This window comes from Novosphingobium sp. BL-S-19 (assembly GCF_055521675.1).
This window is the reverse complement of sequence record NZ_CM145498.1, coordinates 647,761-661,505: the sequence shown is the minus strand read 5'-3', so window position 1 is coordinate 661,505 and position 13,745 is coordinate 647,761. Positions and strand designations below refer to the sequence as shown.

The 13,745-nt window shown below is 68.3% G+C and carries 12 protein-coding genes and 2 riboswitches; of the genes, 3 read left to right on the top strand and 9 right to left on the bottom strand.

All coding sequences use genetic code 11. The annotated features are described in order from the left end of the window. Nucleotides 1-403 precede the first annotated feature (403 nt). On the top strand, nucleotides 404-2,293 hold the full coding sequence (locus ACZ1JV_RS11500) for a methyl-accepting chemotaxis protein (RefSeq protein WP_465151662.1): 1,890 nt from the start codon (nucleotides 404-406) through the stop codon (nucleotides 2,291-2,293). A 98-nt stretch (nucleotides 2,294-2,391) separates the two neighbouring features. Here the strand turns inward: ACZ1JV_RS11500 and cobU are convergent, their stop codons facing one another. Genes cobU through ACZ1JV_RS11455 form a run of 9 tightly spaced genes read right to left on the bottom strand, consistent with a single transcriptional unit; the run spans nucleotide 2,392 to nucleotide 10,950 of the window. Continuing rightward, nucleotides 2,392-2,898 (bottom strand): bifunctional adenosylcobinamide kinase/adenosylcobinamide-phosphate guanylyltransferase, encoded by a 507-nt coding sequence (gene cobU, locus ACZ1JV_RS11495; protein WP_465151661.1) that lies wholly within the window; start codon nucleotides 2,896-2,898, stop codon nucleotides 2,392-2,394. Beyond that, nucleotides 2,895-4,349, bottom strand: coding sequence for a cobyric acid synthase (locus ACZ1JV_RS11490; RefSeq protein WP_465151660.1), 1,455 nt, complete (start codon nucleotides 4,347-4,349; stop codon nucleotides 2,895-2,897). Before ACZ1JV_RS11490 ends, cobU begins: the two co-directional genes overlap by 4 nt. After that, a complete protein-coding gene (gene cbiB / locus ACZ1JV_RS11485; protein WP_465151659.1) occupies nucleotides 4,337-5,290 on the bottom strand; it encodes an adenosylcobinamide-phosphate synthase CbiB in 954 nt (317 codons plus the stop codon). Before cbiB ends, ACZ1JV_RS11490 begins: the two co-directional genes overlap by 13 nt. Beyond that, complete coding sequence (locus ACZ1JV_RS11480; protein WP_465151658.1) at nucleotides 5,283-6,278, bottom strand: threonine-phosphate decarboxylase; 996 nt, start codon at nucleotides 6,276-6,278, stop codon at nucleotides 5,283-5,285. Before ACZ1JV_RS11480 ends, cbiB begins: the two co-directional genes overlap by 8 nt. Continuing rightward, nucleotides 6,275-6,988, bottom strand: coding sequence for an adenosylcobinamide-GDP ribazoletransferase (gene cobS / locus ACZ1JV_RS11475; protein WP_465152550.1), 714 nt, complete (start codon nucleotides 6,986-6,988; stop codon nucleotides 6,275-6,277). Before cobS ends, ACZ1JV_RS11480 begins: the two co-directional genes overlap by 4 nt. Then, nucleotides 6,988-7,572, bottom strand: coding sequence for a histidine phosphatase family protein (locus ACZ1JV_RS11470; protein ID WP_465136249.1), 585 nt, complete (start codon nucleotides 7,570-7,572; stop codon nucleotides 6,988-6,990). The genes cobS and ACZ1JV_RS11470 overlap by 1 nt, the downstream gene beginning before the upstream one ends. Then, the gene (gene cobT, locus ACZ1JV_RS11465) at nucleotides 7,569-8,591 is read right to left on the bottom strand and encodes a nicotinate-nucleotide--dimethylbenzimidazole phosphoribosyltransferase (protein ID WP_465151657.1); all 1,023 of its coding nucleotides are present in this window, start codon (nucleotides 8,589-8,591) and stop codon (nucleotides 7,569-7,571) included. Before cobT ends, ACZ1JV_RS11470 begins: the two co-directional genes overlap by 4 nt. Beyond that, nucleotides 8,588-8,995 (bottom strand): DUF1636 domain-containing protein, encoded by a 408-nt coding sequence (locus tag ACZ1JV_RS11460; protein ID WP_465136251.1) that lies wholly within the window; start codon nucleotides 8,993-8,995, stop codon nucleotides 8,588-8,590. Before ACZ1JV_RS11460 ends, cobT begins: the two co-directional genes overlap by 4 nt. Further along, on the bottom strand, nucleotides 8,995-10,950 hold the full coding sequence (locus ACZ1JV_RS11455; protein ID WP_465151656.1) for a TonB-dependent receptor plug domain-containing protein: 1,956 nt from the start codon (nucleotides 10,948-10,950) through the stop codon (nucleotides 8,995-8,997). Before ACZ1JV_RS11455 ends, ACZ1JV_RS11460 begins: the two co-directional genes overlap by 1 nt. Before the next feature lie 188 nt (nucleotides 10,951-11,138). Then, nucleotides 11,139-11,347: riboswitch (cobalamin riboswitch) on the bottom strand. 57 nt (nucleotides 11,348-11,404) lie between these two features. Then, a riboswitch (cobalamin riboswitch) is annotated at nucleotides 11,405-11,614 on the top strand. 199 nt (nucleotides 11,615-11,813) lie between these two features. On the opposite strand from ACZ1JV_RS11455, the gene ACZ1JV_RS11450 reads away from it, so the two are divergent. Together ACZ1JV_RS11450 and ACZ1JV_RS11445 are read left to right on the top strand one after the other, a co-directional pair. Further along, the gene (locus ACZ1JV_RS11450; protein ID WP_465151655.1) at nucleotides 11,814-12,401 is read left to right on the top strand and encodes a hypothetical protein; all 588 of its coding nucleotides are present in this window, start codon (nucleotides 11,814-11,816) and stop codon (nucleotides 12,399-12,401) included. After that, nucleotides 12,398-13,714 (top strand): cobyrinate a,c-diamide synthase, encoded by a 1,317-nt coding sequence (locus tag ACZ1JV_RS11445; protein ID WP_465151654.1) that lies wholly within the window; start codon nucleotides 12,398-12,400, stop codon nucleotides 13,712-13,714. The genes ACZ1JV_RS11450 and ACZ1JV_RS11445 overlap by 4 nt, the downstream gene beginning before the upstream one ends. Nucleotides 13,715-13,745: the final 31 nt, after the last annotated feature.

The following is a 13,745-nucleotide window of genomic DNA, read 5'->3' as shown; positions in this document are numbered from 1 at the left end:
CCCCAAGCAGAAGGCCGAAACGTCTTGAAGGCCAGGGTGGTTCGCCACCCTGGCCTTTTTTTTTCGTTTGGAAGGGGGGGTTTTGCGAAAATGCCAAAAGGGCATTTTCGACAGCGGCACCAGCCCACTCCCGTCCCGAAGAACACGAAAAGGTCCAGGGGACCTTTTCGCTGAGGGGGCCAACCGCCCACGAGTGTATCCTGATGGGTGGTCGGGTGGGGGAGTGGGCTGGTGCCGCAAAATTCGCGTCGCGCGAATTTTCAAACCGACTTCCCGGTGAGGGCCCCGGGCCTGAACGCGCACACAAATGACCGCGCGCGGCGGCCGAACGGCGCCATCATCCTATAATAATTGTGGCGCGCCGATGGCAGACCGCCCCCTTCAAGCTGGAATTGGACCTAAGATGCTTGATTCACTCAATAATTGGCGGTTGCCTAAAAAGCTGCTGGCCGCCTTTGCCCTGCTCGGCATCATGCTGGGCGCTGTTGGGCTCAATGGATTTATTTCGACCCGGGAACTGAACGCTATCGCGCAGACCCATGTGCAACGCGGCGTTGGCGGCATGTCGGCGCTGGCCGACGTGATCAGCAACGTCAAGGAACTGCGCATCATCGTCTACAGCTACTACAATGCTGCCGACGCCGAAGACGCCTCCAAGTTGCGTGACCGCCTGAAGGCCGGCAACGAGGCACTGATCAAGTCGATCGACGCTTTCGACGCCGTCGCCGACGATTCGCTGTCAGGCGAAGTGTCCGAGATGCGCCGCCAGGCGCTGGACCTGGGCCGCGTCAACGACCACGTGTTCGAACTGCGCACCAAGGGCGATTTCCCCGGCGCGATGGCCGCCATCAAGAAGGAAGGCAAGGCCGCCTCGCACGACACGATCGCGCAGGCGCAGAAGCTGATCGACCTGATGCGCCAGCGCACCGCGCAGAAGGCCGCTGATGGTGAGGCCACTGCGAATATCGCGATCACGCTGGCGATCAGCCTTGCCAGCATCGGCATCGTCACCATCGTGCTGGTGTGGCTGGCGATCAGTCGCTCGGTCGCCGTGCCGATGGGCCGCATCGCCGAAGTGACCACCATTCTGGCCGAAGGCGGCAAGGCCGATGTGCCCTACCGCGAACGTGGTGACGAAATCGGCGAGATTGCCGAAGCCGTCGAACAGTTCCGCGTCGCCGCCGAAGCCCGCGCCGAGATCGACGCCCAGCATGCGAAGGAACAGGAAGTCGTCACCTCGACCCTGCGCTCCAGCCTGCAGGCGATCAGCGAGGGCGATCTGACCCAGTCGATCACCGCCGACTTCCCGCCCGCCTATGCCGAGTTGAAGAACAACTTCAATCTGGCCGTCGGCGCGCTGCGCGATCTGATCGGCGCGGTGACCGAAAGCGCCACCGCCATCCGCACGGGTTCGAGCGAGATCGCCCAGGCTTCCGAGGATCTGGCCCGCCGCACCGAAAGCAACGCGGCCAGCCTTGAGGAAACCTCGGCCGCAATCACCCAGATGGACGAGCGTCTGCGCGTTACCGCCGCCGCCGCCGGCCGCACCGTGCAGCGCGCGGACGGCGCGATGGGCGTGGTCGAATCCGGCCGCTCCATCGCCGATGAGGCGGTGCAGGCGATGGGCCGCGTCAGCGAAAGCGCCAAGGGCATCGACTCGGTTATCGAAGGGCTCGACAAGATCGCCTTCCAGACCCGCGTGCTCGCCATGAACGCCGCCGTCGAGGCAGGCCGCGCCGGCGATGCCGGTCGCGGCTTCGCGGTCGTGGCCGATCTCGTCTCGGCGCTCGCCATGCGCTCGGAAGAAGAAGCCAAGCGCGCCCGCGAACAGCTGACCGCCACGCAGGCCGACATCGGTACCGCCGTGCAGGCCGTGCAGCGCGTCGACGGCGCCCTGCAGAACATCTCGGGCGACGTGACCGAAGTGCACACGCTGCTGAGCGACATCGCCACTGACAACCAGGCGCAGTCCTCAACGATCACGCAGATCAGCGCGGCGATCGGCACGATGGATCAGGCTACGCAGCAGAACGCGGCGATGGTGGAGGAAACCTCCGCCGCCGCGCGCAACCTCAACAGCGAAGTCACCTCGCTGTCGGACCGCGCGGCGATGTTCCGCGTGGGCAACGAGGCGCGTTCCTACTCGGCACGCCCCGCTCCGGCTCCGGCCTCGGCTCCGGCACCCGCCCCGCGCGCGGTTCCGGCGGCGATCACCACCAGCCAGATCGCGCCCCGCAAGCCCGCGCCCGTCGCGCTGGCGACCGGTCAGGACGATGACTGGATGGATTTCTGACGAACTAACCCGGAACTCGGTCAAACTTGCGCGAGCAAGGGCAGGCCGGGTTCTGACCTAGGGGGTCGCCTGTCCGCAGGCGGCCCCTTTTTTATGCGCTACTTCAGGCGCAGCGGCAGCCCGGCGGCAACGAACAGCACGCGATCGGCAGTGGCCGCCACCCGCTGGTTCAGCCGCCCCGCCTCATCACGAAACGCGCGGCCCAGCGGCGTTTCGGGCACGAGCCCCAACCCGACTTCGTTGGAAACCAGCGCCAGCGGCACCGGGCAATCGGCGATCGCGCTGCACAGCGCCTCGAACTGCGGCGGCAGCGGCACTTCGGCCAGCATCAGGTTGGACAGCCAGAGCGTCAGGCAATCGACGAGCACCGCATCGCCTTCGGTCGCCGCGCAGGCAATGCCGCCGACAAGGTCCAGCGGCGCCTCCAGCGTGGACCAGCGCGGCCCCCGCTCCTCGCGGTGGCGGGCGATCCGCGCATCCATCTCGTCATCCAGCGCCTGACCGGTGGCGACATAGACCAGCCGGCCCGGAAGCGCCTCGATCAGGCCCTGCGCATGGCGGCTCTTGCCCGAACGCGCGCCGCCGAGAACGAAAGTGCTGGTCATGCGCGATACTCCGTCAAGGCGATGAGGCCGTCGATGTCGAGGTGCTCCTCCATCGCGGCGGCGAGTTCGTCGAGCGCGGCATCGACCTCGGCATGATGGTCGCGGCGGTCGCTGGCGATGCCGAGGCGGGCGAGCAGTTCGGCGCGCAGATCGGTGGAGGCGAGCAGGCCGTGGCAATAGGTTCCGATCACGCGTCCGGTGGGATCGATCGCACCGTCTGGTCGATCACCCGCCAGCATGGCGAAGGGGGCGCCTCTGTGCCGTTCAGTGATGCCTAGGTGCATTTCATAGCCGGTTAGGTTCACCCCAAAAGCCGTGCCCGAAACCTCGCGCAGGGCCTTGCGTTCACCCAGCACGGTCGTCACGTCGAGCAGGCCCAGACCCGGCATTTCACCCGGCGCGCCCTCGATCCCCAGCGGATCGGCAATACGCCGGCCCAGCACCTGGAAGCCGCCGCAGATGCCAAGGATCATGCCGCCACGCCGGTGGTGCGCCAGCACATCGATATCCCAGCCCTCGGCCCGCATGAAGGCAAGGTCCGCCAAAGTCGCCTTGGAGCCGGGCAACACGATCAGCGCGGCTTCTGCGGGGATCGGCGTGCCTGGCGGGATCATCGCCACCTCCACACCGGATTCCTGGCACAGCGGGTCGAGATCGTCGAAATTGGCGATGCGCGGCAGGATCGGGCAGGCGACCAGCAACTTGCCCGAACCGCCTCCCAGCCCGCGTTCCAGCACCACGGCATCCTCGCTGGGCAGGCGGCCGACCGCGCTCTGCCACGGCAGCACGCCATAGCCGCGCCAGCCGGAACGCTGCTCGATCGCGGCATAGCCATCGGCGAACAGCGTGGGATCGCCGCGAAACTTGTTGATCAGAAAGCCCCGGATTTGCGCGGCATCCTCCGGCTCGATCACCGCACGGGTGCCCACCAGCGAGGCGATCACCCCGCCCCGGTCGATATCGCCGATCAGCACCACGGGCACATCAGCCTCACGCGCGAAGCCCATGTTGGCGATGTCCCCCGCGCGCAAGTTGATCTCCGCCGGGGAGCCGGCGCCTTCCACCACCACAAGGTCGCACTGCGCCTCCAGCCGGCGATAGCTGGCCATGACTTCGGGCAGCAGCGTGCGGCGCGCCTCGCGGAAATTGGCGCTTCCCAGAGTGCCGCGCACCTGGCCTTGAACCACAAGCTGCGACGTGCGATCCGCCTGCGGCTTCAGCAGCACCGGGTTCATATCGACATGCAGCGGCACGCGCGCGGCCAGCGCCTGAAGCGCCTGCGCGCGGCCGATCTCGCCGCCTTCAGGCGTGACGGCTGCATTGTTGGACATGTTCTGCGGCTTGAACGGCAAGACGCGCAGCCCCCGGTTGGCGAGCGCGCGGCACAGCCCCGCCACCATGACCGACTTGCCGACGTCCGAGCCGGTTCCCTGCAACATCAAGCCAGCCATGATACTCCCAACACTGCCATTCCCGCCGCAGCCAGCCCAAGCAGCGCACAGGCCCGCCGATAGATCGTCAACGCCCGCCGCAGATCCGCCGCACCGGCATCGCGGCCCTCCTCCCCGATCCACGGCTTGTTCGCAAGTTCGCCGTCGTAGACCACCGGGCCCGCCAGTCGCACGCCCAGCGCGCCGGCCATCGCCGCTTCGGGCCAGCCAGCGTTGGGCGAGGCATGGCGGCCGTGATCGCGCGCCAGCACGCGCCAGCCGCGCCCGCCGGCAAGGCAGAGCAAGACGCCGCCCAGCCGCGCCGGGATCAGGTTCGCCAAATCGTCGATCCGCGCCGCCGCCCAGCCATAGGCGCGCAGCGGTTCCTCGGGATGGCCGATCAGGCTGTCCGCCGTGTTGATCGCCTTGTAGGCCCAGACGCCCGGCAATCCGCCGACCAGCAGCCAGAAGAGCGGGGCGGCGACGCCATCGCAGAAACTTTCGGCCAGGCTTTCGATGGCGGCGCGGGCCACGCCGGCTTCGTCGAGTTCCCCCGTCTCGCGCCCGACGATCATGCCCACCGCGCGGCGGGCGCGGGGCAGGTCGCGGCCCTCCAGCGCGGCCAGCACAGGCCTGACGTGATCGTCCAGACTGCGCGCGGCCAGCGCCGGCCAGGCCAGCAGTGCCAGCACCGTCCAAGCGAGGCATCCCGTCCAGAGGCGGACACCCAGCGTGACCACCAGACAGACCCCCACGACGGCCGCAATCAACAGCAGCATCGCCGCCAGTCCGGCTCCGCGTCGCACGGCGGCCGGCCATTGCGGCCGGTTCAGCGCACGCTCGCACCCGCTGATTATCCGGGCGAAGAGGCCGACCGGATGCCCGATCCGCGCGTAGAGCCACGATGGCCAGCCGAACGCGGCGTCCAGCGCCAGCGCGGCGAAAGCGACCGGCTCAGCCATCGCTCGTTTTGGCGCCTAATGCGGCGTCGAGCCGGGCCAGCGCTGCGCCATCGGCGGGAACCCCGAAGCGCAACCAGCCGGGGAAGGATGCGAAAGGCCGCACCAGAATGTGGGCGCGGGCAAGGCGTTCAAAAATGGTCTCCGCCGCGCAGCCGGTAACGAGACGGAACAGCGGACACGCGCCCTGCGGTTCGAGACCGTGGCGGCGCAGCACGGCATCCAGCGCCGCCGCGCGAAGGGGCAAGCCGTCCCGCGTCGATGCGATCCAGCCGGCATCGGCATAGGCAGCCGCACCGATTTCAAGCGCGGCGGTGTGAATCGGCCAGCTGCCCATGACATCGCGCAAAGCGGTCAGGATGGCAGGCGGAGCCACCACGAAACCAAGCCGCAATCCGGCAAGCCCGAAGAATTTCCCGAAGGAGCGCAGCACGATCAGGCGACCGTCTCCGTGGACGGCCGAGGCGACGCTCATGCCGTCATGGCAATCGGCAAAGGCCTCGTCGACGATCAGCCAGCCAGCGTGCCGGGCGATCCGGCCTGCCCAGTCCAGCACCGCATCCGGCGCGCGCAGAGCGCCATCGGGATTGTTGGGATTGGCCATCACGACGACTTCGCCCGGCTCCGGAGCCTCGGCGAATGCGATCGGCCGGGACAGTGCGAATGCCTCCACATGGCTGCGATAGCAGGGCACCAGCGCCCGACCCGGCAGGTCGAGTATTCGCGCCAGCAGGTGCAGCGCCGTCTCGCTGCCCGGCACCGCGCAGCACAGCGCCGGATCGACGCCGAAATGCCGCGCCGCCGCCGCCTCCAGCCGCGTCAGTGCATCGGGATCGGGCAAGGCGTGCCAGTCCGGCGTCAATTCCTGCGGGATCGGCCAAGGGCGCGGATTCAGCCCGGTCGAAAGGTCCAGCCAGTCCGCTGGCGCTCCGCCGAACAGCCGCGCCGCTTCGTCCACCCGTCCGCCATGGTGGAGGAACCGGGCGATCATGACAGCGCCACCAAAGCAGCCAGTAGCGCGGTTTCGACCAGTTCGATGCCGGCGCCGTGGCCATCGCCGGAAATGCCGCCGATGCGCTTACCCAGCCAGCCGGCCCAGAGCGGCACGACCAGAAACAGCACCAGCAGCGGCGGCGCCACGAACAGTCCGGCCAAGGCCGCCAGCACGCTCCAAGCGGCAACATGAGGCCAGCCCACCGCGCGGCGGAACCGCGTGCCCAGCCCTTCGTGCAGCGGCGGCAGCGCCAAAGTCCACGCCAGCGGCCCGATCCGCGCGAGCACTGGCACCAGCAGCAATGCCCACACCTGCCCAAGACCCAACGCGTGCAGCAGCACCAGCTTCGACAGCAGTTGCAGCACGATGGCGACCACGCCGAAGCTGCCGATGTGCGGATCGGCCAGCACGGCGGAAAGCCGCTCGCGGTCCTTGTGTGCCGCGCCCGACGCATCGGCGATGTCGCCCAGCCCGTCGAGGTGGAGCGCCCCGGTCATGCCCACCCAGGCCAGCAAACCCACCAGCGCAGCGGGCCAATCCGCGCCGAGGCGTGCGCCCAGCCACCATGCGCCGACCACCGCCGCGCCCACCACCAGCCCCGTCAGTGGAAACCAGCGGATCGACTTTGCAAAATCGTCCTCGTCCGCACGCACCGCCGGCAATGGCAGGCGCGTCATGAACTGAAGGGCAAGGACGATCTGCCGGATCATCCCTGATTCCTCTCCAGCGCGACGATCTGGGCGGAGGGCAGGCGCCCGCCCGTCTCCGGCCAGAGGCGCAGGCTCAGCACCGCGCCATAGCCCAGTTCGAAGGCCCAGACCTGCCGGTGATCGAAGCCGAACAGCACCGAAAGCGCCGCGCGCATGGTGCCGCCGTGGGTGATGACAAGGCTGGAGCGCTGGATGCCCAGCAGCGCGTCCGAAACGCGCGCGCGCAATTGCGACCAGCGCTCGCCGCCCGGCGGGGCGCAAGCGTCCGGATCGTCCCAGAACCGCGCCTGCACCGCCGGATCGAGCGCATCGGGCGCCAGCCCGTCCCATGCACCGAAATCGAGTTCGCGCCAGCGGCGGTCGGCCTGATGGGTCAGCTTGCGCAGCGCCGCGATCTGGCGCGCCGGAATGCGCGCGCGCGACAGGTCGGAACTGAGGACTTGCGCGAATTCCAGCTTTTCGGCCCGCACCACGCAGCGCGCCGTGCCCGATGGCAGCGGCAGATCGTCACGATGGCCCAGCAGCAGCCCCGGCTCGCTGGGTTCGCCATGGCGCATCAGGTGCAGCAGGATGCCGTTCACGCGGCGTCTTTCCCGGCGACCGCGGCCTCCGCAAACGTCGCCATTCCGGCATGGGCGGCCAGTGCCGAGCGCACGATCTGCGCCGCCACCGCCGCGCCCGATCCCTCACCCAGACGCATGCCCAGATGCAGCAGCGGATCCAGCCCCAGCTTTTCCAGCAGGCGCACATGCCCGGCTTCGGCCGAGCAATGCGCGGCGACGCAGTGATCCAGCGCGCCGGCATTGTCCGCCTGCAGCGGTGCCACTGCGGCGCAGCAGATGAACCCGTCCAGCAGCACCGGAATGCCGTGATGCCGCGCTGCCAGCACGGCGCCGGCCATCGCCGCGATCTCGCGCCCGCCAAGGCGGCGCAGGGTTTCAAAAGCGTCGGTGCAGGCGGCGCCGTGCAGCGCCAGTGCCGCCGCCACGGCATCGGCCTTGCGCGCCACGCCCTGATCGTCGACCCCGGTGCCGCGCCCGGTCCAGTCCCGCGCGGCCCCGCCGAAGACTTGTGCGCAAAGCGCGGCGGCGGGCGTGGTGTTGCCGATGCCCATCTCGCCCACGAACAGCAGGTCGAGGTCGGGCCGCACCGATGCCGCGCCGATGTTCAGCGCCTCCAGGCATTCGGCCTCGCTCATCGCCGGTTCGGCGGTGATGTCGCCGGTCGGCCGGTCGAGATCGATGGGAACGACAGACAGTTCGGCGCAGCAGGCCTGCGTCAAGGCATTGATTGCCGCCCCGCCCGCAAGGAAGTTGGCGACCATCTGATGCGTCACTTCGGGCGGATAGGCGCTGACCCCGCGCGCGGCGACGCCGTGATTGCCCGCGAAGACCACTGCGCCGATCCGGTCCGCGCGCGGCTTTTCGCGGCCTTGCCAGCCGGCCATGAACACCGCGATCTCTTCCAGCCGGCCCAGCGAGCCCGCCGGCTTGGTCAGTACCGCCTGCCGGCCCTCGGCCGCGGCGACGGCAGCGGCATCGGGCGCGCGAAGCTGGGCAAGCGCGGCGGCGAAAGCGGCGCGATCGGCGAACATGGTCATGTGCAGATAAATCCCTCAGGCGGCGTGCGCGTGATGAAATGGCCCTTCACGCCGTCCGGCCACTGGCGATAGGGCACCTGCCCCTCTTCGCTGGCCGCATGGCGCGCGGCATATTCCAGCACGGCGCGCGCGGCCTCTTCGCCGGGCGTGAAATCGCCCAGCACATAGCCGACCTTGCCCGGCGCGCGGATGTGCACGGTGCAATGGCGCTGGCAGGCGAACAGGCAGGCCGTTTCCTGAACGGCCACGCCCTGCAATTCCGGATCGGCGGCCTGCACTTCGCGCATCGCCTCTGCCAGCAACGCGCCGCCGCGCCGACCGCCGTCGTCCTCGCGCGCTTCTGCCGAAAGGCGGCAAGTGTTGCACACGACCACGGAAGGCCCCGGCGCGACGGCGCGCAGCATCAGAACTGGCTCCGGATGCCGAAGTAGACCGTGCGGCCAAGCTGGCTATAGCCGGCCACGGTCTCATAGTCCTTGTCGGTCAGGTTCTCGATCCGGCCCTGCAGCATCAGCCCGGGCATCACCTGCCACTGCGCGCGCAGATCCAGCAGCCAGTAATCGTCCAGCTTGGCAGTGCCAGTGGCGGCATTGTAGCTTTCACCCGAATAGCGCGCGGCCAGGCTGGCGCGGATGCCCTGCGGCAGATCCACGCCGCCCTCGATATTGGCGAGATGACGCGGCACGCGCTGCAGCTGGCGGCCATACGTGCTGCTGTCCGGCGTGCGGTCTTCCGCTTCGATCAGGCTGTAGTTGCCGTCCAGGAACAGCACCTTCCACTTGGCCGATGCCGCCAGTTCCAGACCTTGCGCATGGGCCTTGCGGACATTGGCGTAGTAGCCGAAGCGCGTGGTATCGGTGCCCGGCACATAGCAGATGTCGGGCAAGGTGCCGCTGGTGGGGCAATAGGCAAAGTCGATCAGATTGTCGGTATTGCGCTGGAACCAGGTGGCGGAGACATGGAGCAGTTCGCCCAGGCTCTGCTCGGCGCCCACTTGCCAGCCCTTGGCCTTTTCGGGCTTGAGGTTAGCCACGCCATAGTCGCTGAACATCTGGTAGAGCGAAGGCGCCTTGTACCCCTGATCGTAGCTGGCACGAAGCACCGTCTTGCCTTCGTTGGGCGTATAAGCCGCGCCGGCGCTGAACACCGTGTTGCCGCCGAAGCGCGACTGGTGATCGTACCGTGCGCCGCCGTTCACGGTCAGCCCGGTCACCGGCGTCACCCGCAGCTCGCCGTAGACGCTGTTCGTGTCCACCTTGTACGGCGTGGGGGTATAGGGCGTGGTGCTGTTGGTGGGGGACGCGGTGGTCATGCGCTGCTCCTCGCGCTCGGCGCCGAACACGGCCTGCACGGCCTCTGAGAAGCTGTAGGTACCCTGATATTCGTAACGGCGCACGCGGCCATGCGCGTCGAACGTGATCTGGCGGATCTTGCGCGTGGGATCGTAGTTCGCGCGGTCGGTCTCGGTCTGCGTCACTGCCACGCGGTTGACCAGCTTGCCGTCCAGCAGCGCGAAGTTCAGCCCGGCATAGCCCGACCATTCCTCGGTCCGGCCATAGGCCAGCGAATCGCCCGCAGTGCCGTCGAATTCATTGCGCGAGTTGGACCAGTATCCCCGCAAGTCCAGCGATACGCCGGGCGCCACGCGGAACGTCATCGTGCCGCTGGCCGAAGTGCGGGTGAAGCCGTCATCTTCTGTGCCGGTGTCACGCGCCGAAATGCCGTCGGTAGTGAAGCGCGATGCAGAGACGCGCCAGTCGATCGCGTCCGACGTGCCGCCGATCCCGGCGCGGGCGGATACGGTGTCATGCGTACCCGCTTCCACCGCGAAATTGCCTTCCAGCGGCTTGGTCGGCTTGCGGGTGGTCACATTGATGACGCCGCCGATGGCATCGCTGCCCCACAGGATCGACTGCGGGCCGCGCAGAATCTCGATCCGATCGATATCATCGGTGAAGAGCGTGGAAAATCCGTAGCCGCCGGCGGTGGATGATGCGTCGGACAGGCGCATCCCGTCGATCACCATCACGCTCTGCCCCGCGTCCGCGCCGCGAATGCGCACACTGGTGGTGGTGCCATAACCGCCGTTGCGCGAAAGGCTGATGCCGGGCGTGCGCAGTAGCACGTCGGTCACCGCGATCGGCTGGGCGGCGGTGATCTGCGCATCGTCAAGCACGGTGATCGTCTGGGCGACGCGGTCGGCCTCCACCGGAGTGCGCAGCGCGGTGACGACGATGCCGTCTCCTCCTGCATCGGCTCCGGCATCGGCGGCATCCGCAGCCCGGGCAACAGTGGGGACGGCGATGGAGACGAGTGCCAGCGCAAGCGGGCTGGCGGCGGTGAGAATGGGGTACTTCATGGCATTTCCTTCGATACAGTCGTCGAAGCTCCAGCCGAAGGCATCGGCACGAAGAACACGCGGGCGCGCGCTCGGCATCGCTGCCGGGCGCTCGGACGGCGTACCCCGCGCCGGCGCTGGTCCGGCGGAGCAGTGGCTGTCGTTGCGCGAGGAAATCCCCCCGTTCACCCGGCACACCCTGTCCGGACGAAGAACGACTGCGACGGGCAGGTCTCCTGGCTCGCGGGTCGGTGCCGGTTCAGCCGCCTTCTCGGGAATTGCGCCGGTTTCAATGGCTTGGCCCCCAATGGCGAAATGGCCGAACGGCTCGCCGCTTACAGTTGCAGGGGCAGCCCAGGTCTTACACCTGTGTTCCCTTTTGATCCCCTTGCGGGGAACCTGTCGCGGCGCGGCAACTATCGTGCGGGAAGCCGGCTGGCAAGTGTGCGAAGCTTGCGCCCTTGCGCAAAGTGCCATAGGCGGGGCGGCGCAAGGGGTGCCCGAAAGGGCTTAATCGGGAAGCCCGGGGCCGCGGCGACGTTCGCGGCAGGCCGGCACTGCTCCCGCAACTGTAGCCGGGGATGCGCCCCGCCATATGCCATTGGGCCGATAGGCATCCGAGAAGGCGGCGGACAGGCGCGACGATCCGGCAAGTCAGGAAACCGGCCCTTCGCTGTCGATCCTTCGCGCGGGCGGGATGTACCGGGCGGACGGGGCGGGGTTCCATCGCGGGAACCGCCTTGGCGAGACGACAAGCCGCATGTCGTGTCGAAGGGAGCCTGAACGAAATGACACCGATCCGCTGACCCACTCGCCCCGGCGATATCGCCCCGGGACCTTTCGTGCACGCGCCTTCCTTCCATTTTGCCGGGAGACCATTGCCCATGAACACCGCCGCCAAACCTGCCTTCGCCCGCCTTGACCTTTACGTGTTCGCCGCGCTCGCCGCACTGATGCTGGTGACGCGCAGCCATTCGCTGAGCCACCTGGTCCATTTGCCCGATACCGACCTTGCCAGCTTCTTCGTGCTGGGCTTCTTCGTGCGCCGCATTTCCGCCTTCGCCGCGCTGTTCACGCTCGGTTTCGCGATTGACGTGGTGGTGATCCGGGTGCTGGGCGGTTCGGGCTTCTGCTTCACGCCCGCCTACTGGATGCTGCTGCCGGGCCACGCCGTGCTGTGGTTCGCCGGCCGTTTCGCCGCCACCCGCTGGGGGGATCGCCTTGCCGCCCTGCCCGCGATCGCCGCGCTGCTGGTCGCCGCCACATTCACCTCGCACCTGCTGACGAGCGGCGGGTTCTACTTCCTTGGCGGCCGCTTTGCCGATCCGACGCTGGCCGGATTTCTGCCGCGCATCGTCCGCTATTTCCCCGGCAACCTGCTGGCCACGCTGCTGTGGGCCGGCGTTGCCGCCGCGCTCTGGGCACTGGTGGTGAGCGCGCGTCCCGACTTGCGCCTCCAGCGCAGCCGATGACCGCCTGCCCGGCGCTCCTGGTCGCCGCGCCCGCATCGGGCCAGGGCAAGACGCTGGTCACGGCCGCCCTCGCCCGCCGCCACGCCCGCGAAGGGCGGCGCGTGCGCCTGTTCAAATGCGGGCCGGACTTTCTGGACCCCATGGTGCTCGAAGCCGCCAGCGGCGCCCCGGTCCATCAACTGGACCTCTTCATGGTGGGTGAGGCGCAATGCCGCGCCCTGCTGCACGAAGCCGCGCAAGAAGCCGACCTGATCCTGATCGAAGGGGTAATGGGTCTGTTCGACGGCGATCCTTCCGCAGCAGACCTTGCCCGCCGGTTCGGCGTGCCAGTGCTGGCCGTGATCGACGGTTCGGCCATGGCGCAGACTTTCGGTGCGCTGGTCCACGGCCTTGCCAGCTACCGTCCGGGCGTGAAGGTGGCCGCCGTGTTGGCGAATCGCGTGGGCAGCCCGCGCCATGCAGAGATGCTGGAACAGGGCGTGCCCCCCGGCGTGCGCTGGCTTGGCGCAATGGCACGCGATACCGCGATTACGCTGCCGGAACGGCACCTCGGCCTCGTGCAGGCCGGCGAAGTGGGCGATCTCGCCGCGCGGCTGGACCGGGCGGCGGACCTTTTGCCGGACAGCACGCTATGGCTGCCGGCTCCCGTGGATTTTCCGCCGTGCGCCATTGATGCCTCCCCAGCAATGCTGACCGGGCACACCATCGCGGTCGCTCGCGATGCGGCCTTCTCCTTCATCTATCCCGCCAATCTGGCGATGCTCGAAGGTGCCGGCGCACGGATCGCCTTCTTCTCTCCGCTGGCCGACAGCGAATTGCCGGACTGCGACGCGCTCTGGCTGCCCGGCGGCTATCCGGAACTGCACAGGCATCGTCTCGCCGCGAACGCAGCGATGCTTGCCGCGATTCGCGCGCACCATGCCGCCGGCCGGCCGATTCTGGCCGAATGCGGGGGGATGCTCTACGCCTGCGAAACGCTGGACGATGGCAAGGACGGCCAAGGCCGCGCCCATCTGCTGGGCCTGCTGCCGGCCCGCGCGGCGATGCAGCCCCGCCTTGCCGCGCTGGGCATGCAGCAGGCGGAAATCGACGGGCAAACGGTGCGTGGACACACCTTCCACTACTCCACGCTCGATACCGCGCTGGAGCCGATTGCCCGCGCCATCACCCCCGATGGCCGGCCCGGAGAGCGGGTATTTCGCCACGGTTCGCTGACGGCCAGCTACATGCATCTCTACTTCGCGTCCGCGCCGGAACTCGTGGCAGCGCTATTCGGCGCTACCGCACTGGAACCAGCCGTAAAGTCCGGTTGACTCCGCCGCGCGCAAGGGCACTAAGCTGCGG